Here is a 17,744-nt window from a genome sequence, read left to right on the forward strand (position 1 = left end):
TCCCGCGCAGAACGGAGTACCCCAATGACACCTTTTGGCATCGTTTATACCCTGCATGTCCTGGCCGCCCTGGTCTGGGTCGGCGGCATGTTTTTCGCCTGGATGGTCCTTCGCCCTGCGGCGATGAAGGCGCTGGAAGGCCCTGCCCGGTTGAAGCTGTGGGTGGAAGTGTTTCAAGGTTTTTTCCGCTGGGTCTGGGTCGCGGTGGTGCTTTTGCCGATCAGCGGTGTGGGCATGATTCATTTGCAGTTCGCCGGGTTTGAAGCGGCACCGCGGTATGTGCAGGCGATGATGGGATTGTATGTGGTGATGACCGCGTTGTTTATCCGGATTCAGGCGTTGCTGCTGCCGGAACTGCGCACGGCGGTGGCGGCTGAGGATTGGCCGACGGGCGCGGCGACGCTGGGCAAGATTCGCCGGTTGGTGGGGATTAACCTGATGGTCGGGTTGGTGCTGGTGGCGATTGCTGCGGCTCGGCCGATGTTCTGAGCAATGCATAGTCTCTGTGGCGAGGGAGCTTGCTCCCGCTCGGCTGCGTAGCAGTCGTAATCGATCACTGCGCACGTTCTGAAAGAACAGGGTCGCCGGCTTTGGGGCCGCTTCGCGACCCAGCGGGAGCAAGCTCCCTCGCCACAGGGGTTCTCGGTCGTTCTTACAACCGCTGAATGCTCACCGAGCCTGCCGCCCCGGCAGGCCCAGGCTGGCCATCGGCACCGGGGCGACCGCTCTTGCCGCCATCGGCTTTATAGACAATACAGCCCTTGGCCTTGCCGCCCGCCCCCGGTTTGCCACCCGGTCCGGCCGCGCCACCGACTCCTCCCGCCACCTCGACCTTGATCTGCTCCGCCGGATAGTCACGCGGCACTTCCAGTCGAACCAGCGCCCCCGGCGCACCGGGTTGGCCGTCGCTGCCGTCACTGCCATCGAAGCCGCGACCGGCCTGGCCCCAGGTGCAACCCGGTGCTTGGCCGTTGGCCCCGTCAAGACCGACAAAACCCGGGGCGCCCGCGCCACCGCGAGCGTCTACCGACAATTGCGGCGCCTTCAGCGCTTTGATCTGCAAATTCAGATTGCGCCCGGAGCGGGCAGCCTTGAGATAAGTCCCGGGGGCGCCCCGCGCGGTGATCTGGCTGCCTTCGGCCAACTCGGCCCGGCTGACCTTCAACGCCAGAGCCTGTTCGCTCGGCACAATGGCGATCCGCGCTTCGCGTCCCAGGTGCAGCTCGCCGACCGTCACTTCGGTCACGTTCGAGGGAATCAGCAAGGTGCCGTAATCGGCGACTTCCAGTCGTTCCAGTTGCAGGGAGCTGGCGGTGTTGGGCAAGCGCATCAGCGAGTTTGTTTCAACACTCACCACCTGAGCGCAGGCCAATGGGCTGATGAGTGCGGCGAGCAGACAGAGTTTACGCATGGGAAGCCTTCGCAGTGGCCGGGGCCGGAATGGTTTGCAGGTGGAAAACGCCGAAAAAGACAATCTTCAGGCGATCACGCCAGGGGTGGGCTCGACCTTTGAGGCTGCGATTGCAGAACACCAGCTCCAGAAGATGAGCCAGCGCCAACAGGCTGCCAGCCAGATCGACCAACAGGTGCAGTGGACGAACAAACGGTATGAGCAGATTGACCAGCACCACCAACCAGAACAGCAGGGTCAACAACTTCCCCAGCCCCCAAAACACCTTCATACGCTCCCCCGTCGAGAATTATTATTTGCACGCACCATAACGGCTTACACGCGGGATAAGCCAGAGGGCAACGGAAAATTCTTCCGAAAGGCATCGAATGGCCGCCGGGTCAACCTTGACGGCCATCCGACGGCTCTATCACGGGCCTCTTGATCACGGAGCCTAGCGATTGATGTGCAACTCCACACGACGGTTTTTTGCCCGCCCTTCTTCCGTATCATTGTCAGCCACCGGCTGGGTTTCACCCCGTCCTTCGCTGGTGAGTTTGTTCGGCGCCAGCCCCCGGCTCAACAGGTAGGCCGCCACGCTGCTGGCACGACGTTCCGACAGCTTCTGGTTATAGGCGTCCGAACCCTGACTGTCGGTATGGCCGACGACCTTGACGCTCACCACATCGGCACTCTGCAATTTGGGCATCAACGAATCCAGCTCGCTGCGTGCCTCGGGCGTCAGGTCGGATTTGTTGTACGCGAACAACACATTACTGCTCAGAGTGATGACTTCGGATACCGGAGGTTCAGCAGGTTTTACGCTGGCCGGATATTGCGGTAGCGGGCAACCGTGATGATCGACAGGTGTATTGGCAGGCGTATCGGGGCAACGATCGCGTCGATCGAAAACACCATCACCGTCCTCGTCGCCATCCTGGGCGTAACAGACCAAGCCACCGGTCAAGATACCGAGCGCCGCTCCACCTGCCGCCCAACCGCCACTTTCGATCGCGCCCAGACCGCCGCCAACCAGTCCGCCAATGACACTGCAGATCGGCCAGGTACGTTGATTCAAGGGGGCGGTGCCATCGCTGTGAGTCGCGCAGCCGGTCAGAAGACTACCAAGCAGTAGAACCGGCAAGACGGTCCTTGTGAGAACGCTCATTGTGAATGCTCCTGTGTCACCGGCCCATACCGGTCACACAGGAGTAAAGACCCGCATCCGCGACTGCACAAGCCGCGGAATACAAGGGGGTTAGCGGTCGATTTTGATTTCCGTACGCCGGTTCAGCGCACGGCCTTCAGCGGTTTTGTTATCGGCCACCGGCTGGCTTTCACCGGCACCGGTCACAGACACGAAACTGCTGCGTGGCACGCCTTGGGAAATCAGGTACTCCACCACCGAATGGGCGCGTTTGTCCGACAGTTTCTGGTTGTATTTATCGCTGCCGACGCTGTCGGTATGGCCGGTCACGGTCAACCGGGCGCTGGCGGGCTCCTGTTTCAGGCGCGTAGCAACGGTGTTGAGTACCTCTTTATCGGAAGGAGTGAGCTTGGACGAGTCGAACTGGAAGTGAACATCACGGATAACGATGACTTCTTCCTTGACCACCGCCTTCTCTTCGACCACCGGCGCAGGCGCGGGTGGAGGACAGCCGTCGGCATCGACTCGCACGCCTCTCGGTGTGTGAGGGCACTTGTCGCGGCTGTCCGGCACACCATCGCCGTCTTCGTCGCCATCGCCATGCACCCAGCAATAAGCCGCTGCCGTGCCGCCGACCAGCAGCGCGCCATACCCCGCCCATGAAGAGCTCTCTGTCGCACCGAGCCCTGCACCGACGACACCACCGACCGCCGCACAGGTCGGCCAGTCGGTTTTCTGCAAACCTGCGCAACCAGTTAACACACTGGTTAGCAGAACCAAAGGTAATGCTGTCCGAACTATGCTCATCTAGTTTTCTCCTGAGGGATCGGCTAATAACCGATTTCAAGGAGTAAAGACCGGACTTTTAATCTCCGCCAGCAATAGGCCATTGCTGTTTTGCCTTATGTTCACGGAAGATCGGCGCTTTTTGCTTAAACACGCTCGACAAGACACGTTAATCTTGGCGTTCTGATTGAGGATCTTCGATGACTGCAAGTATTTCTTCGCGCACGCCCCAGCAGGCGTTGGCCGCATTGCTTGATCGTTACGCCCCGACGCGTCTGTTGCTGATTGGCGCCAGTGAGTTCCCCGCGCTCGAGGCATTCAAACTCGCGCACCCGGACAGCATCGTGGCTTTTGCCGCACCCGGAGCATTGCCGGCCGAACTGGCGGCGCAGCGGTTTGATCTGGCGCTGGTGGTCGATTGCCTCGAACACTTACCCAAGCGCGACGGCCTGAATCTGCTCGGCGGGATACGCAACCTCAATGCCAGTCGCATTGCGGTGTTGGCCGACTTGCCCGCCAGCGGTTGGCAGGAGACGGATTTTTTCTCCCTGGCCCTGCAAGCCAGCGAACGCTTCCAGCGCGACGATCAAGTGTTGACGTTGTTTACCTACGATCTGCTTGACTACAAACAGGTACCCGACTGGCTCAACTCACGCTTCTGGGCCAATCCGGAAAACTTCGGGAAATACTGGTGGTAACGCAATGAGTACATCCATTTGCCCTTGCGGCAGCGGCACGCTGCTCGATGCCTGCTGCGGTCATTACCATGCCGGCCATCCGGCCCCCAGCGCCGAAGTCCTGATGCGTTCGCGCTACAGCGCCTATGTGCTGGGGCTGGTCGATTATCTGGTAGCGACCACCCTGCCCGCGCAACAGGCCGGCCTGGATCGCCAGTCGATAAGCGACTGGAGCGCCCAGAGCACCTGGCTGGGCCTGGAAGTGGAAGGCGCCGAGGTCTTCGGCGGCCAGCCGGAGCACGCCTTCGTCACCTTCACCGCTCGCTGGCACGACGGCAGCGGCGAACACAGCCACCGCGAACGTTCGTCATTCGTGCAGAACGCCGGCCGCTGGTACTTCATCGACCCTACGGTGCCGCTCAAGGCCGGGCGCAACGATGCGTGCCCGTGCGCCAGCGGGCAGAAGTTCAAGAAGTGCTGCGCGAGTTATTTCGGCGCTTGAGGTGCCCCCTGTAGCAGCTGCCGAAAGCTGCGTTCGGCCGTAGCAGCTGCTACAGCGAGGCAGCTGCTACAAAGGGAGAAACACGACCATGATCACTGGACGATTCGCGCTCTATCTGTTCACTTTGCTGCTTCTGTTTTCAGGAGTCGGCGGCTGCGCCTCATGGTTCAGCAACGACTTGCCAGACCCGCAAGTGCATCTGGTCAAGGTCGAGGTGGTCCGGGCCAAGTTGCTGGAGCAGAAATTCCTGCTGCATTTTCGCGTCGACAACCCCAATGACGAAGACCTGACGGTGCGCGCCCTGGAATATCGCATTCATCTGGGGGACGTCCTGCTGACCGAAGGCGAGCACGAACATTGGTTCACCGTCGGCCCCAAGCACAGTGCCTACTTCAAGGTGCCGATCCGAACCAACCTGTGGCCCAGGGTTCGGGATGTGGTGAAACTGCTGAAAAAACCCGAGCAACCGATTCCCTATCGTCTGGAAGGCACACTTGAAACCGGTTTATTCATCGCGCACTACGTGCACCTGGCGCGCAATGGCGTGATAATCGCCGCCGATTTAATTCCGGAGTGACCCCGATGACCCAGCAACCCCACGTCCATGGCCCTGACTGCAACCACGATCATGACCATCACGACCACCATGATCACGACCATGGCCATGTCCACGGCCCAAACTGCGGCCACGCCCACCAGGAACCGGTGCGCAACGCCCTGAAAGACGTCGGTCGCAACGACCCTTGCCCCTGCGGCAACGGCAAGAAATTCAAGAAGTGCCACGGGGCTTGAGGCTTCGGGCGAATAACTTCTTCGCCTGTTGAATCGCCAATCCCTGTAGGAGCGAGGCTTGCCCGCGAAAAGGGCGCCACGATCAATCAGAAAAACCGCGTCATCGTTCTTCGCGGGCAAGCCTCGCTCCTACAAGTTGATCTGCACCCCAAAAGTTGGACACCAATCCTAATTTTGGGGTCAGTTCAAGGTTTCAGTCGTTCATGAGAATGCTCGCGGCGCTAACGACCGTCGCATATTCCCCATGCAGATTCCCCAGCGACATCGCATGCACTTCTTCAGCTGAATGGGCATTGCCGAAAAAGTCCGCCTTGTCGAAGGTAAAGCACGCATCCTCCACAACCCACGCCTCAAACCCCAGATTCCCAGCCGTTCGCGCCGTGGATTCCACCGAGTTGTGCGTCGCCACGCCAACGATGATCAACTGATCGATCCCCGCCTCGCGCAAACTCGCTTCCAGCCCGGTCGAGCAAAACGCATCCGGCACTTGTTCTGTATCAGCCACTCACCGATCGATGGCTGGAAGCGCTCCTGAAACTCCACCCCCGATTGCTGCGGCCAGAACACCGAATCCACAGAGCGGGACAGGTGCTGCACATGAATCACCGGCCGCCCGGTGCGACGCCAATGCCCCAATAACTCCAGGATGCGCTCTTCGGCCTGAGGGTTGTTTCGACGGCCCAACTTGGGATGCAGGATGCCTTTTTGTTGATCGATGATGATCAGCGCCGCGTTTGTCTTAAGTTCCATGCCGACTTTTCCCATGCGAGGCCATTGAATTTGCCGCACTTCAGCATCGCCTCTTGCTACCGGCAAGCCATCAAACGCAAACAGGACGACCTGATGCCGGCGATCACCGAAAAGAAATAACCCAGCCGCCGCTTGCGCGTCCACCTCCTGCTCACTAACGTAGCGCCTTTGTCGCGTCACTACCCCCGCAGGAGCTTTGCCATGGCCTCGCCAGCCCTTACACATTTTCTTCCCCGGTTCGGCGTTGCCGCAGCAGTGGCCGGTGTTTTGAGCCTGACCGGTTGTCAGACATGGAACGCCCAGGACACCCTCCCGCCCACCTCCGGCGTGCAAGCGCTGAAGGGCCTGGCGCAAAACGTTTCGGTTCGCCGCAATGCCATGGGCATGCCGCTGATCGAGAGCAACAGCTTCCACGATGCGCTGTTCACCCTCGGCTACGTGCACGCCAGCGACCGCATCAGCCAAATGGTCACTCTGCGCCTGTTGGCCCAGGGCCGTCTGGCGGAAATGTCCGGCGCGGACCTGCTCGATGCCGACCGCTACATGCGTGCGGTCAACCTGAAGAAAAGCGCGGATGAGCTGTATAAGGCCTCGTCGCCACGCCTCAAGCGTTTCTTCGAAGTCTATGCCCGCGGGGTCAACGCCTACCTGTTCCGCTACCGCGACAAACTGCCTGCGGACCTCGCGGCCACCGGCTACAAGCCTGAATACTGGAAACCGGAAGATTCGGCGCTGATGTTCTGCCTGCTGAACTTCAGCCAGTCGGCGAACCTGCCGGAAGAAATTTCCTCGCTGATGCTGGCCCAGACTGTCAGCACCGACAAACTGGCGTGGCTGACCCCGTCCGCTCCCGACGAAAAACTGCCGGTGGCTGAAGCTGAAAAACTTCAGGGCATCAAACTCACCGGACAAATCCCGGGGCTGAACGAAATCAGCAAAGCCACCGGTCAACTGTCGGATCTGAATCTGCTGGGCGCTACCTCCTCGAACAACTGGGCGATCGCCCCGCAACGCAGCCGCAGCGGTAAGAGCCTGCTGGCCAGCGACAGCCATGGACCGCTGGGCGTCCCGTCGCTGTTCAGTTACGTGCAGATTCGCGCGCCGAAATACCAGGCCTCCGGCGTAACCATTGCCGGGTTACCGATGGTGCTCGCTGGTTTCAACGGCAAAGTGGCGTGGAGCATGACCTCGGTCATGGGCGACAACCAGGACGTGTTCCTGGAAAAAATCAAACGCCAGGGCAATGGCCTTTCCTACGAAGTGGGCGGCAAATGGCAGCCGGCGATCGTGCGCAACGAAACCTATTTCGTCAAAGGCCAGCGGCCGATTCGCGAAGCGGTGTACGAAACCCGCCATGGGCCACTGCTCAACAGCGCTCAGGGCACGGCGCTGGCGAATGGTTTCGGCCTGGCCCTGCAGGCGCCGGACTTCACCGATGACAAAACCCTGGACGCCTTTTTCGACCTGTCCCGGGCGCAGAGTACCGAGAGAGCGTCGGACGCTAGCCGTGAAATCCGCGCCATCGCCCTGAATCTGGTGTTTGCCGATGCCAGCAATATCGGCTGGCAAGTCACCGGTCGCTACCCGAACCGTCGCGAAGGCGAAGGCTTGCTGCCGTCGCCGGGCTGGGAAGGTCGCTACGACTGGGACGGTTACGCCGACCCGATGCTCCATCCGTATGACCAGGACCCGGCGCAGGGCTGGCTCGGCACCGCCAACCAGCGGGTCATTCCCCATGGCTACGGTATGCAGCTGTCCAATTCCTGGGCGGCGCCGGAGCGTGGCGAACGCATGGCCGAACTGGCGGGCGTGGGCAAACACGACACCCGCAGCCTGATCGCCATGCAATACGACCAGACCACCACCTTCGCCGCCAAGCTGAAGAAGATGTTTGAAGCGCCGGGCATGGCCCAGCCACTCAAGCAGGCCATCGAAGCGTTGCCGGTGGCCGATCGCGGCAAGGCTCGCGAGGCGTATACCCGCTTGATGGCCTTCGACGGCAAACTCAGCCCGACCTCCGCCGACGCGGCGATTTACGAGCTGTTCCTGCAGGAAAGTACCAAACAGATTTTCCTCGACGAACTGGGCCCGGAAAGCAGCCCGGCGTGGAAAGCCTTTATCGCCAACGGCAAATTATCCTACGCGGCCCAGGCCGATCACCTGCTTGGGCGTGAGGACAGTCCGTTCTGGGATGACGTGCGCACCGCGCAGAAGGAAGACAAACCGGCGATCCTGGCCCGTAGCCTGGCGGCTGCGATCAGCGCGGGTGACAGCCAGTTGGGCGGCGATCACAAAGCCTGGCAGTGGGGCAAACTGCACCGCTACGAGTGGAAAAACGCCAGCGGCCAGACCGTGCGCGGTCCGCTGGCGGCCGGCGGCGATCACACTACGCTCAACACCGCCTCGTTCGCCTGGGGTCAGGACTTCAACACCACGCAGGCCCCGGCCATGCGCTTTATTGTCGACTTCGGCCAGGCCGAACCGCTGATGGGCCAGAACGCTACCGGCCAATCCGGCAACCCGGCCAGCCCGCACTATCTCGACAGCGTCGATCCATGGCTCAAGGGTCAATACATGAGCCTGCCGATGCAGCCGCAGAACTTTGACAAGGTGTATGGCAAGACGCGGTTGACGCTGACGCCTGGCAAGTAACATCAAAAGATCGCAGCCTGCGGCGGCGCCTACAGGGGATTCGCACCCATCTGTAAGCGCTGCCGCAGGCTGCGATCTTTTGTTATTAATCTCTGTGAAAATAAATAGAACTTCTCGTTTCGGGCAAACCTCCTAGCTAACAGGCCTCTCCATTCTGGTAACAATATGGACCTTGTTATCGCACGTCCTGAAGGTTTGTACTGCCCGCCCGGGGATTTCTATATCGACCCGTGGCGCCCCGTCGAGCGCTCAGTCATCACCCACGCTCATAGCGACCATGCTCGCCGTGGCAACCAACACTATCTGGCGGCGGCACCGGGTGCGGGCATTCTGCGCGCGCAGCTGGGCCAGGACATCAACCTGCAAACGCTGCCCTATGGCGAGCCATTGCTGCACCATGGCGTAAAACTGAGTTTTCACCCCGCAGGCCACATGCTCGGCTCAGCCCAGGTGCGGCTGGAATGCGGCGGTGAGGTTTGGGTCGCCTCCGGTGATTACAAAACAGAGCCCGACGGCACCTCTGCACCGTTCGAACCGGTGCGCTGTCACACCTTCATCACAGAATCGACGTACGGCCTGCCAATTTACCGTTGGCAACCCCAGGCGCAGATCCTTGCCGAGATCAATCAGTGGTGGCAGTCCAACGCCGCAGTCGATAAAACCAGCGTGCTGCTCTGTCATGCTTTCGGCAAGGCTCAGCGGATTCTTCATGGCCTCGATGCCAGCCTGGGCCCCATCCTGGTGCATGGCGCGGTTGAACCGATCAATCAGTTTTATCGTCAGAGCGGCATTCATTTACCGCCAACGATTTATGCCAGCGAAGTAAAAAAGCAGGACCCGATGAGGCGCAAAGCTCTGGTCCTCGCGCCGCCAGCAACGGGTACCAGCAATTGGGTACGGCGCTTCGGCGACTACAGCGATGCCCTCGCCAGCGGTTGGATGCGTTTGCGCGGCACGCAGCGGCGGCATGGCGTGGATCGTGGTTTCGTGTTGTCCGATCACGCCGATTGGCCCGGCCTGCTCTGGGCCATCGAACAGTCCGGGGCCGAGCGGGTGAAGGTCACCCATGGATCGATCGGAGTGCTGGTACGGCATCTGCGCGAACAGGGCCTCGATGCCATGGGGTTGCGCACCGAATACGGCGACGACGAGAACAATGCAACCTTCGAACCCGAGAGCGCCGAGGTGCAGGCATGAAAGCCTTCGCCGAGCTGTATGCCGAACTCGATGCCACCACCTCAAGCGACGCCAAACTGGCGGCGATGCAGCATTACTTCGCCCAGGCCACGCCTGAAGATGCCGCCTGGGCGGTGTATTTGCTGGCCGGCGGGCGGCTTCGGCAATGGGTGCCGGTACGGGTGCTGCGCGACATGGCAATCGCGTGTTCCGGGCTCTCGCCCTGGTTGTTCGAGGAAAGCTACCAGGCGGTGGGTGATCTGGCGGAAACCATTTCGCTGGTGCTGCCCGAAACGCCTCACACGTCTACCGACAGACTGACGGTGTGGATTGAGGACAAACTGTTGCCACTGCGCAGCGCGCCCCCGCGGGTCCTCGCTGAACGCCTGCCCGCGCTGTGGGCGCAACTGGATCGCCAGGGCCTGATGCTGTGCATCAAACTGATCACCGGCAGTTTCCGTGTCGGTGTCTCCAAATCGCTGGTCACCCGCGCCGTGGCAGCAATGGCCGGGCTCGACGGCAAACGCGTGGCCCAGCGACTGGTGGGTTACACCGACCCGTCGCACCGCCCGAATGCCGCCAGTTACCTGAAGCTGATTGCCCCCGAAGCACCCGATGAACACGACCAACGGGGTGGCCAACCCTACCCGTTCTTCCTTGCCCATGCGTTGTCGCAACCGGTTGAGCAGTTCGAAGCGCTGCTCGGCCCGGCCAGCCAATGGCAAGTGGAGTGGAAATGGGACGGCATCCGCGCCCAAGTGGTCAAGCGCGATGGGCGCTTGTGGGTCTGGTCGCGAGGCGAAGAACTGGTGACCGAACGGTTCCCCGAACTGGGCAGCCTGATTCACGACTTGCCCGACGGCACGGTGATCGACGGTGAAATCGTCGCCTGGAAAACCGCGCCCTCGGGCTCTGGGAACGCTTGCGAGCGGCAATCGCCTGCGTCGCTGGCGGTGCAGCCTTTCGCCCTGCTGCAAAAACGCAGCAGCCGTCACACGCTGGACAAGAAAATCCTCGATGAGGTGCCCGTGGTCATTCAGGCCTTTGACCTGCTCGAATGGCAGGGCCAGGATTTGCGCAACCAGACTCAGGCCATGCGCCGCACTCAGTTGGAACACCTCGTCACCACCTGCGCAAACCCGGTGTTACTTGCCTCGCCCATGTTGATCGGCGAAGACTGGTTCGACCTCGCCCGCCAACGGGAAGCCTCCCGCAAACTGAAGGTCGAAGGCATGATGCTCAAGGCCCGCGATGCGCAGTATGGCGTCGGGCGGAACAAAGACACGGGCGTGTGGTGGAAATGGAAAGTCGACCCGTTCAGTGTCGATGCGGTGCTGATCCATGCGCAGCAGGGTCATGGCCGCCAGGCCAGTCTCTACACTGATTACACTTTCGCCGTTTGGGACGGCCCACCCTGTGCCTGCGAGCGGACACTGGTGCCTTTCGCCAAGGCCTACTCCGGGTTGACCAACGAAGAAATCCGCCAGATCGACAGCCTCGTGCGCAAGACCACGGTGGAAAAGTCCGGATCTGTGATCCGTGTGAAACCAAGCCTGGTGTTTGAGCTGGGATTCGAGAGCATTGCCCCGTCGAAACGGCACCCGAGCGGGATTGCAGTGCGGTTTCCCCGGATATTGCGTTGGCGGCAGGACAAGTCGGTGGAAGAAGCTGACAGCCTGGCGACGTTGCGGGATTTACTGGCTTGACCCGACTCTTGTGGCCCTGCCTTTGTAGCAGCTGGCGAAGCCTGCGTTCGGCGGCGCAGCCGTCGTGCATCCAGCTGATGCGGTCCGCCTGACGCACCGCAAGTTCTGATTTTGCGACTGCTGCGCAGCCGAACGCAGCCTCGCAGGCTCGACAGCTGCTACACAAATAGCATCAAGATTTAATGGGTATCAGCTTCCCTGTGCACCATCCAGACGCAAGAATCTGGCAGCGCCCGTTTTCGTGCACAAATCGCGCTTTGCCATTTCCTGTGCCACCTTTTAAAACGCTTGTTCGGGACTCTGGTTCGGAAATTGCTACTTTTAATAGGTCTTACGCTTTTCAGTAACAGTACTTCTGCGCCACAAGCGCTCATATTGGTTCTTAGGGATTGAATAATGAAAAAAGCATTGCTGACCCTTTCTGCACTGGCGTTGTGCATGGCTGCCGGCTCCGCGCTGGCAAAGGAATACAAAGAATTGCGTTTTGGTGTTGACCCTTCCTATGCGCCGTTCGAATCCAAGGCAGCCGACGGCAGCCTGGTGGGCTTCGACATCGACCTGGGCAATGCAATCTGCGCCGAGCTGAAGGTCAAGTGCAAATGGGTCGAAAGCGATTTCGACGGCATGATTCCAGGCCTCAAGGCCAATAAATTCGACGGTGTGATCTCTTCGATGACCGTCACGCCGGCTCGCGAAAAAGTCATCGACTTCTCCAGTGAGCTGTTCTCCGGCCCTACCGCCTACGTGTTCAAGAAGGGCTCCGGCCTCACCACTGACGTCGCCACGCTGAAGGGTAAAACCGTCGGTTACGAGCAAGGCACCATTCAGGAGGCCTATGCCAAAGCCGTGCTGGACAAGGCCGGCGTGAAAACCCAGGCCTACGCCAACCAGGATCAGGTGTATTCCGACCTGACTTCCGGTCGTCTCGACGCCGCGATCCAGGACATGCTGCAAGCCGAACTGGGCTTCCTGAAGTCGCCAAAAGGCGCCGATTACGAAGTCAGCAAGCCTGTCGACAGCGAATTGCTGCCAGCCAAAACTGCTGTCGGTATCTCGAAAGGTAACAAAGACCTCAAGGCACTTCTGGACAAAGGTATCAAAGCGTTACACGACGATGGCACCTACGCCACCATTCAGAAGAAACACTTTGGCGATCTGAATCTGTACAGCGGCAAGTAATGCCCGGCGCCCATCTCGCGATGGGCGCTTTTTTCACCCGATCAGGTTGCTGATTTATGTTTGAAAACCTATTACAAAACCTGGGGCTCTCAGCCTTCAGCCTTCAGGGCTTCGGTCCGTTGCTGTTGGAAGGCACTTGGATGACCATCAAATTATCGGTGTTGTCGCTGTTGGTGGCCGTGTTGCTCGGCCTGCTGGGCGCCAGTGCCAAGCTGTCAAAAGTCAAACTGCTGCGCGTGCCGGCGCAGATCTACACCACGCTGATTCGCGGGGTACCAGACCTGGTGCTGATGCTGCTGATCTTCTACAGCCTGCAAACTTGGCTGACCTCGTTAACCGACCTCATGGAATGGGAATACATCGAGATCAACCCGTTCAGCGCCGGGGTCATCACCCTGGGCTTCATTTATGGCGCGTACTTCACCGAAACGTTCCGCGGGGCAATCCTCGCCGTGCCACGGGGCCAGGTCGAAGCCGCCACCGCCTATGGCCTCAAACGTGGCCAGCGTTTCCGTTTCGTGGTGTTCCCGCAAATGATGCGCTTCGCCCTGCCGGGCATCGGCAACAACTGGATGGTGATGCTCAAGGCCACCGCGCTGGTCTCGATCATCGGCTTGGCCGACCTGGTCAAGGCGGCGCAGGACGCCGGTAAAAGCACCTATCAACTGTTCTATTTCCTGGTGCTGGCCGCATTGATCTACTTGCTGATCACCAGTGCCTCCAACGTCGTCCTGCGCTGGCTCGAACGCCGCTACGCCGCCGGTGCCCGGGAGGCCGTACGATGATCGAACTCTTGCAGGAATACTGGAAACCCTTCCTTTATACCGACGGCTACAACATCACCGGCCTGGCCATGACCATGTGGCTGCTCAGTGCGTCGATCTTCATCGGCTTTCTGGTGTCGATCCCGCTGTCCATCGCTCGGGTTTCCCCCAAGCTCTACCTGCGCTGGCCGGTGCAGTTCTACACCTATCTGTTTCGGGGTACGCCGCTCTATATTCAGCTGCTGATCTGTTACACCGGCATCTACAGCCTGGCGGCCGTGCGCGCGCAGCCCGTCCTCGATGCGTTCTTTCGCGATGCGATGAACTGCACGATCCTGGCCTTTGCCCTGAACACCTGCGCCTACACCACGGAAATCTTCGCCGGGGCGATTCGCAGCATGAACCACGGTGAAGTCGAAGCGGCCAAAGCCTACGGGCTGACGGGCTGGAAGCTGTACACCTACGTGATCATGCCGTCGGCGCTGCGTCGCTCGTTGCCTTACTACAGCAACGAAGTGATCCTGATGCTGCACTCGACCACCGTGGCGTTCACCGCGACCATCCCGGATGTCCTGAAAGTCGCGCGCGACGCCAACTCGGCGACCTTCCTGACCTTCCAGTCGTTCGGCATCGCCGCGCTGATCTACCTGACCGTTACCTTTGCGCTGGTCGGCCTGTTCCGCCTCGCCGAACGCCGATGGCTGGCCTTCCTCGGGCCGACTCACTAGGACAATTCGTACATGCGCCACCAGATTCATGACCTGCTGGCCCCACTGCCGGGGACCGTGCGACAGATCCACAGCTTTCACTTCGGCCCCCAGGCGGCCAAAGGCAAGATCTACATCCAGTCCTCCCTGCATGCCGATGAATTGCCCGGCATGCTGGTGGCCTGGCACCTCAAACAGCGTCTGGCGGAGCTGGAAGCCGCCGGTCGGCTGCGCAGCGAAATCGTGCTGGTGCCCGTGGCCAACCCGGTCGGCCTGGAACAAGTGTTGATGGACGTTCCATTGGGCCGTTACGAGCTGGAAAGCGGGCAGAACTTCAATCGCTGGTTCGTCGACTTGAGTGAAGAAGTCGGCAACGAGATCGAAGGCTTGCTGGGCGACAATCCACAACGCAACCTCGAACTGATCCGCAGCAGCCTGCGCGACGTATTGGCGCGCCATACCGCCAGCACGCAACTGCAATCCCAACGCCTGACCCTGCAACGACTGGCTTGCGATGCGGACATGGTGCTGGACCTGCATTGCGATTTCGAAGCCGTGGCACACCTCTACACCACGCCCGAAGCCTGGCCTCAGGTCGAGCCGCTGGCGCGTTACATCGGTGCCGAAGCCAGCCTGTTGGCCACCGACTCTGGTGGCCAGTCATTCGATGAATGCTTCACCCTGCTCTGGTGGCAGTTGAAAGAACGCTTCGGCGAGCATTTCGATATTCCGCTGGGCAGCTTTTCGGTCACCGTCGAATTGCGCGGTCAGGGCGACGTTAATCACCCGTTGGCCAGCCTCGACTGCCAAGCGCTGATCGATTATCTGATTCACTTCGGCGCGATTGCCGGTGAGCCGGCGCCCTTACCGGAACTGCCCTACCCGGCCACGCCGCTGGCCGGCGTCGAACCGGTCGCGACACCCGTGGGCGGACTGCTGGTGTTTACAGTCCTGCCCGGGGAATACCTGGAGGCCGGGCAACTGATCGCCGAAGTCATCGACCCGATCAATGATCGCGTCACCCCTGTTCATTGCACCGTCGCCGGGCTGATGTACGCCCGTTCGCTGCGGCGCATGGCCACTGCCGGCATGGTAATCGCCCACGTCGCGGGCACCGAAGCCTATCGCAGCGGCTATCTACTTTCGCCTTGAGGATGCATGCCCCATGTACAAACTGACCATCGAAGGCCTGCATAAAAGCTATGGCGATCATCAGGTGCTCAAAGGCGTTTCGCTCAAGGCCAAAACCGGCGACGTTATCAGCCTGATCGGCGCCAGCGGCTCGGGCAAAAGCACCTTTTTGCGCTGCATCAACTTTCTAGAGCAACCCAACGACGGCACCATGAGCATGGACGGCCAGAACATCCGCATGGCCAAGGACCGTCACGGCATCCATGTGGCCGACCCCGATGAGCTGCAACGGATCCGCACCCGCCTGGCCATGGTGTTCCAGCACTTCAACCTGTGGAGCCACATGACGGTGCTGGAAAACATCACCATGGCCCCGCGGCGGGTGCTCGGTTGCACCAAGGCAGAAGCCGAGGACCGCGCCCGACGTTACCTCGACAAGGTTGGCCTGGCGCCGCGTGTGGCGGATCAGTACCCGGCGTTCCTGTCGGGCGGTCAGCAACAACGGGTGGCCATTGCCCGTGCGCTGGCCATGGAACCTGAAGTCATGCTGTTCGACGAACCAACCTCAGCACTCGACCCGGAACTGGTGGGCGAAGTGCTCAAGGTAATTCAGGGCCTGGCCGAGGAAGGCCGGACCATGATCATGGTCACCCATGAAATGAGCTTCGCCCGCAAAGTGTCGAGCCAGGTGCTGTTCCTGCATCAGGGGCTGGTGGAAGAAGAAGGCGCGCCGGAAGACGTGCTGGGCAATCCGAAGAGTGAGCGGTTGAAGCAGTTCTTGAGCGGCAACCTCAAGTAAAACGCCACCTTCCCGTGGGAGCGAGCGATGCTCGCGCCCACAAAAGCGGGTATCAGACCACAGGTGCGGGAGGTGGCTCATCCGGCAGGGTGGGCTCTCCGGGTTCTGTCGGATCTTCATTGGGGGTGTCGGGATCAGGCTGATGGGGGATGCCCCCTGCCATGCTGACTGGCGGATGCGCCAACAAGGACCAGGCCAGCACACCAACCTGATTGGGCTCGAGCCTTGCCAGTTCGGCACTTATTCGCGGATCGATCTTCATGAAGCACTCCTGAGCGATGGCCCGATCCGCCTTGCGCGAATCGGAGCGGTACACCCCATAGAGTGTACGCCCGCCCAGGAATTCCAACGGTTTGTCAGACGGTTGACTCAGGTACGCGGCAAGGTCACGCCACGCTGCCCCTGATACTTGCCGCCACGGTCCTTGTAGGACACTTCACATTCCTCGTCGGACTCGAGGAACAGCATCTGCGCCACGCCTTCGTTGGCGTAGATCTTCGCCGGCAGGTTGGTGGTGTTCGAGAACTCCAGGGTCACATGGCCTTCCCACTCGGGCTCGAGCGGAGTCACGTTGACGATGATGCCGCAGCGGGCGTAGGTGCTCTTGCCCAGACAGATGGTCAATACGTTGCGCGGAATGCGGAAGTATTCGACGGTACTGGCCAGGGCGAAAGAGTTTGGTGGGATGATGCACACGTCGCTGTGGATGTCGACGAAGCTGCCAGCGTCGAAGTTTTTCGGATCGACGATGGCCGAATTGATGTTGGTGAACACCTTGAAATGATTGGTGCAACGCACATCGTAGCCGTAGCTCGACACACCATAGGAGATCACACGACTGTCGTCACTGCCGCGCACCTGACGTTCCACGAAAGGCTCGATCATGCCGTGCTCTTGCGCCATGCGGCGAATCCACTTGTCCGATTTGATGCTCATGGCGGGTGTCCTGAATAGCGAGGCGGAAAAATTCTGTCCGGCATCTTACCGGGCAGGCGCTCCGGGTTCAAAGTCTGGGAGACAATTCTCGCCGTTCCCCCGTGAATTCCGGGGCCTCACCGCCATGTTATTAACCGTCAGTCATTAAAAAAGAGAAACCTTCGCAAGAACCATTGGCACGTTCCGGAAAAAGGGTTAAGGTGGCGCCACTGTGCTGCTTGTGTCACTGAGAATCTCTACACGATATGTTGAATTTCGATCCAACCATCTACAAGAATTTTTCCTGCTCTTTGCACTCAGTCTCGGCCAGGGTTCTTCCTGAGTCGCAGTTATCTTTGTTCAAGGAGTTACACCATGTCTAATCGCCAAACCGGTACCGTTAAGTGGTTCAACGATGAAAAAGGCTTCGGCTTCATCACTCCACAATCCGGTGACGACCTGTTCGTTCACTTCAAAGCTATCCAATCCGACGGCTTCAAAAGCCTGAAAGAAGGCCAACAGGTTTCTTTCATCGCTACCCGCGGTCAGAAAGGCATGCAAGCTGAAGAAGTTCAAGTTATCTAACTTGTACTTGCTTTAGTAAAAGGCCCCGCCCTTAAAAGCGGGGCTTTTTTGTGCCTGTGTGTTTTGTGAGGCAACAAAAAATCGCA

At 60.0% G+C, this 17,744-nt stretch carries 20 protein-coding genes and 1 pseudogene; 14 read left to right on the forward strand and 7 right to left on the reverse strand.

The window, feature by feature from the left end; genetic code table 11:
* The first annotated feature begins 24 nt into the window (after positions 1-24).
* Positions 25-489, forward strand: coding sequence for a CopD family protein (locus LOY28_RS23400; protein ID WP_018926917.1), 465 nt, complete (start codon positions 25-27; stop codon positions 487-489).
* Between the two features lie 163 nt (positions 490-652).
* Here LOY28_RS23400 and LOY28_RS23405 read toward each other — a convergent pair whose 3' ends face one another.
* From LOY28_RS23405 to LOY28_RS23420, 4 genes are all read right to left on the reverse strand, one after another.
* Positions 653-1,411, reverse strand: a complete 759-nt coding sequence (locus LOY28_RS23405) for a collagen-like protein (RefSeq protein ID WP_064619944.1) — start codon at positions 1,409-1,411, stop codon at positions 653-655.
* Complete coding sequence (locus LOY28_RS23410; RefSeq protein WP_018926919.1) at positions 1,404-1,682, reverse strand: DUF1145 domain-containing protein; 279 nt, start codon at positions 1,680-1,682, stop codon at positions 1,404-1,406. The genes LOY28_RS23405 and LOY28_RS23410 overlap by 8 nt, the downstream gene beginning before the upstream one ends.
* A 162-nt stretch (positions 1,683-1,844) precedes the next feature.
* Positions 1,845-2,558, reverse strand: coding sequence for an OmpA family protein (locus tag LOY28_RS23415; protein ID WP_028939242.1), 714 nt, complete (start codon positions 2,556-2,558; stop codon positions 1,845-1,847).
* Positions 2,559-2,648: 90 nt separating this feature from the next.
* On the reverse strand, positions 2,649-3,344 hold the full coding sequence (locus tag LOY28_RS23420; protein ID WP_026286483.1) for an OmpA family protein: 696 nt from the start codon (positions 3,342-3,344) through the stop codon (positions 2,649-2,651).
* Positions 3,345-3,523: 179 nt separating this feature from the next.
* On the opposite strand from LOY28_RS23420, the gene LOY28_RS23425 reads away from it, so the two are divergent.
* The 4 genes from LOY28_RS23425 to LOY28_RS23440 all read left to right on the forward strand — a co-directional run bounded on the left by LOY28_RS23425 (position 3,524) and on the right by LOY28_RS23440 (position 5,294).
* Complete coding sequence (locus tag LOY28_RS23425; RefSeq protein ID WP_018926922.1) at positions 3,524-4,021, forward strand: DUF6231 family protein; 498 nt, start codon at positions 3,524-3,526, stop codon at positions 4,019-4,021.
* A 4-nt stretch (positions 4,022-4,025) separates the two neighbouring features.
* Positions 4,026-4,502, forward strand: coding sequence for a YchJ family protein (locus LOY28_RS23430; protein ID WP_018926923.1), 477 nt, complete (start codon positions 4,026-4,028; stop codon positions 4,500-4,502).
* 88 nt (positions 4,503-4,590) lie between these two features.
* Positions 4,591-5,079 (forward strand): LEA type 2 family protein, encoded by a 489-nt coding sequence (locus LOY28_RS23435; RefSeq protein WP_064619955.1) that lies wholly within the window; start codon positions 4,591-4,593, stop codon positions 5,077-5,079.
* Between the two features lie 5 nt (positions 5,080-5,084).
* Positions 5,085-5,294, forward strand: a complete 210-nt coding sequence (locus LOY28_RS23440; protein WP_007906737.1) for an SEC-C metal-binding domain-containing protein — start codon at positions 5,085-5,087, stop codon at positions 5,292-5,294.
* Positions 5,295-5,487: 193 nt separating this feature from the next.
* On the opposite strand, the pseudogene LOY28_RS23445 reads toward LOY28_RS23440, so the two are convergent.
* Positions 5,488-6,044, reverse strand: a pseudogene (locus LOY28_RS23445) (cysteine hydrolase family protein).
* 201 nt (positions 6,045-6,245) lie between these two features.
* On the opposite strand from LOY28_RS23445, the gene LOY28_RS23450 reads away from it, so the two are divergent.
* The 8 genes from LOY28_RS23450 (at position 6,246) to LOY28_RS23485 (ending at position 16,158) form a co-directional block, all read left to right on the forward strand.
* A complete protein-coding gene (locus tag LOY28_RS23450; RefSeq protein ID WP_258612617.1) occupies positions 6,246-8,696 on the forward strand; it encodes a penicillin acylase family protein in 2,451 nt (816 codons plus the stop codon).
* A 165-nt stretch (positions 8,697-8,861) separates the two neighbouring features.
* The gene (locus LOY28_RS23455) at positions 8,862-9,893 is read left to right on the forward strand and encodes a ligase-associated DNA damage response exonuclease (RefSeq protein WP_258612618.1); all 1,032 of its coding nucleotides are present in this window, start codon (positions 8,862-8,864) and stop codon (positions 9,891-9,893) included.
* A complete protein-coding gene (locus LOY28_RS23460; RefSeq protein WP_064619963.1) occupies positions 9,890-11,578 on the forward strand; it encodes an ATP-dependent DNA ligase in 1,689 nt (562 codons plus the stop codon). The genes LOY28_RS23455 and LOY28_RS23460 overlap by 4 nt, the downstream gene beginning before the upstream one ends.
* A gap of 396 nt (positions 11,579-11,974) precedes the next feature.
* Complete coding sequence (locus tag LOY28_RS23465; RefSeq protein WP_018926930.1) at positions 11,975-12,757, forward strand: transporter substrate-binding domain-containing protein; 783 nt, start codon at positions 11,975-11,977, stop codon at positions 12,755-12,757.
* A gap of 56 nt (positions 12,758-12,813) precedes the next feature.
* Positions 12,814-13,542 (forward strand): ABC transporter permease, encoded by a 729-nt coding sequence (locus tag LOY28_RS23470; protein WP_018926931.1) that lies wholly within the window; start codon positions 12,814-12,816, stop codon positions 13,540-13,542.
* On the forward strand, positions 13,539-14,249 hold the full coding sequence (locus tag LOY28_RS23475) for an ABC transporter permease (protein ID WP_018926932.1): 711 nt from the start codon (positions 13,539-13,541) through the stop codon (positions 14,247-14,249). Before LOY28_RS23470 ends, LOY28_RS23475 begins: the two co-directional genes overlap by 4 nt.
* 12 nt (positions 14,250-14,261) lie before the next feature.
* Complete coding sequence (locus LOY28_RS23480; RefSeq protein ID WP_064619966.1) at positions 14,262-15,380, forward strand: succinylglutamate desuccinylase/aspartoacylase family protein; 1,119 nt, start codon at positions 14,262-14,264, stop codon at positions 15,378-15,380.
* A 13-nt stretch (positions 15,381-15,393) separates the two neighbouring features.
* Complete coding sequence (locus LOY28_RS23485; protein WP_018926934.1) at positions 15,394-16,158, forward strand: ABC transporter ATP-binding protein; 765 nt, start codon at positions 15,394-15,396, stop codon at positions 16,156-16,158.
* Positions 16,159-16,210: 52 nt separating this feature from the next.
* On the opposite strand, the gene LOY28_RS23490 is transcribed toward LOY28_RS23485, so the two are convergent.
* Complete coding sequence (locus tag LOY28_RS23490) at positions 16,211-16,420, reverse strand: hypothetical protein (RefSeq protein ID WP_019580966.1); 210 nt, start codon at positions 16,418-16,420, stop codon at positions 16,211-16,213.
* 107 nt (positions 16,421-16,527) lie between these two features.
* Entirely contained in the window at positions 16,528-17,094 is a 567-nt protein-coding gene (gene dcd, locus LOY28_RS23495) for a dCTP deaminase (RefSeq protein WP_007904652.1), read from the reverse strand.
* 354 nt (positions 17,095-17,448) lie between these two features.
* On the opposite strand from dcd, the gene LOY28_RS23500 reads away from it, so the two are divergent.
* Positions 17,449-17,658 (forward strand): cold-shock protein, encoded by a 210-nt coding sequence (locus tag LOY28_RS23500; RefSeq protein WP_002554837.1) that lies wholly within the window; start codon positions 17,449-17,451, stop codon positions 17,656-17,658.
* The last annotated feature ends 86 nt before the right edge of the window (positions 17,659-17,744 follow it).

This window comes from Pseudomonas sp. B21-017 (assembly GCF_024749245.1).
Taxonomy (GTDB): domain Bacteria; phylum Pseudomonadota; class Gammaproteobacteria; order Pseudomonadales; family Pseudomonadaceae; genus Aquipseudomonas.

Bases quoted from the DNA above. Each gene is read 5' to 3' on its own strand.
- LOY28_RS23475 (WP_018926932.1), top strand. From the start codon at position 13,539: ATGATCGAACTCTTGCAGGAATACTGGAAACCCTTCCTTTATACCGAC.
- LOY28_RS23420 (WP_026286483.1), bottom strand. From the start codon at position 3,344: ATGAGCATAGTTCGGACAGCATTACCTTTGGTTCTGCTAACCAGTGTG.
- LOY28_RS23435 (WP_064619955.1), top strand. From the start codon at position 4,591: ATGATCACTGGACGATTCGCGCTCTATCTGTTCACTTTGCTGCTTCTG.
- LOY28_RS23460 (WP_064619963.1), top strand. From the start codon at position 9,890: ATGAAAGCCTTCGCCGAGCTGTATGCCGAACTCGATGCCACCACCTCA.
- LOY28_RS23450 (WP_258612617.1), top strand. From the start codon at position 6,246: ATGGCCTCGCCAGCCCTTACACATTTTCTTCCCCGGTTCGGCGTTGCC.
- dcd (WP_007904652.1), bottom strand. From the start codon at position 17,094: ATGAGCATCAAATCGGACAAGTGGATTCGCCGCATGGCGCAAGAGCAC.
- LOY28_RS23490 (WP_019580966.1), bottom strand. From the start codon at position 16,420: ATGAAGATCGATCCGCGAATAAGTGCCGAACTGGCAAGGCTCGAGCCC.
- LOY28_RS23425 (WP_018926922.1), top strand. From the start codon at position 3,524: ATGACTGCAAGTATTTCTTCGCGCACGCCCCAGCAGGCGTTGGCCGCA.
- LOY28_RS23415 (WP_028939242.1), bottom strand. From the start codon at position 2,558: ATGAGCGTTCTCACAAGGACCGTCTTGCCGGTTCTACTGCTTGGTAGT.
- LOY28_RS23500 (WP_002554837.1), top strand. From the start codon at position 17,449: ATGTCTAATCGCCAAACCGGTACCGTTAAGTGGTTCAACGATGAAAAA.
- LOY28_RS23470 (WP_018926931.1), top strand. From the start codon at position 12,814: ATGTTTGAAAACCTATTACAAAACCTGGGGCTCTCAGCCTTCAGCCTT.
- LOY28_RS23400 (WP_018926917.1), top strand. From the start codon at position 25: ATGACACCTTTTGGCATCGTTTATACCCTGCATGTCCTGGCCGCCCTG.
- LOY28_RS23485 (WP_018926934.1), top strand. From the start codon at position 15,394: ATGTACAAACTGACCATCGAAGGCCTGCATAAAAGCTATGGCGATCAT.
- LOY28_RS23480 (WP_064619966.1), top strand. From the start codon at position 14,262: ATGCGCCACCAGATTCATGACCTGCTGGCCCCACTGCCGGGGACCGTG.
- LOY28_RS23455 (WP_258612618.1), top strand. From the start codon at position 8,862: ATGGACCTTGTTATCGCACGTCCTGAAGGTTTGTACTGCCCGCCCGGG.
- LOY28_RS23405 (WP_064619944.1), bottom strand. From the start codon at position 1,411: ATGCGTAAACTCTGTCTGCTCGCCGCACTCATCAGCCCATTGGCCTGC.
- LOY28_RS23440 (WP_007906737.1), top strand. From the start codon at position 5,085: ATGACCCAGCAACCCCACGTCCATGGCCCTGACTGCAACCACGATCAT.
- LOY28_RS23430 (WP_018926923.1), top strand. From the start codon at position 4,026: ATGAGTACATCCATTTGCCCTTGCGGCAGCGGCACGCTGCTCGATGCC.
- LOY28_RS23465 (WP_018926930.1), top strand. From the start codon at position 11,975: ATGAAAAAAGCATTGCTGACCCTTTCTGCACTGGCGTTGTGCATGGCT.
- LOY28_RS23410 (WP_018926919.1), bottom strand. From the start codon at position 1,682: ATGAAGGTGTTTTGGGGGCTGGGGAAGTTGTTGACCCTGCTGTTCTGG.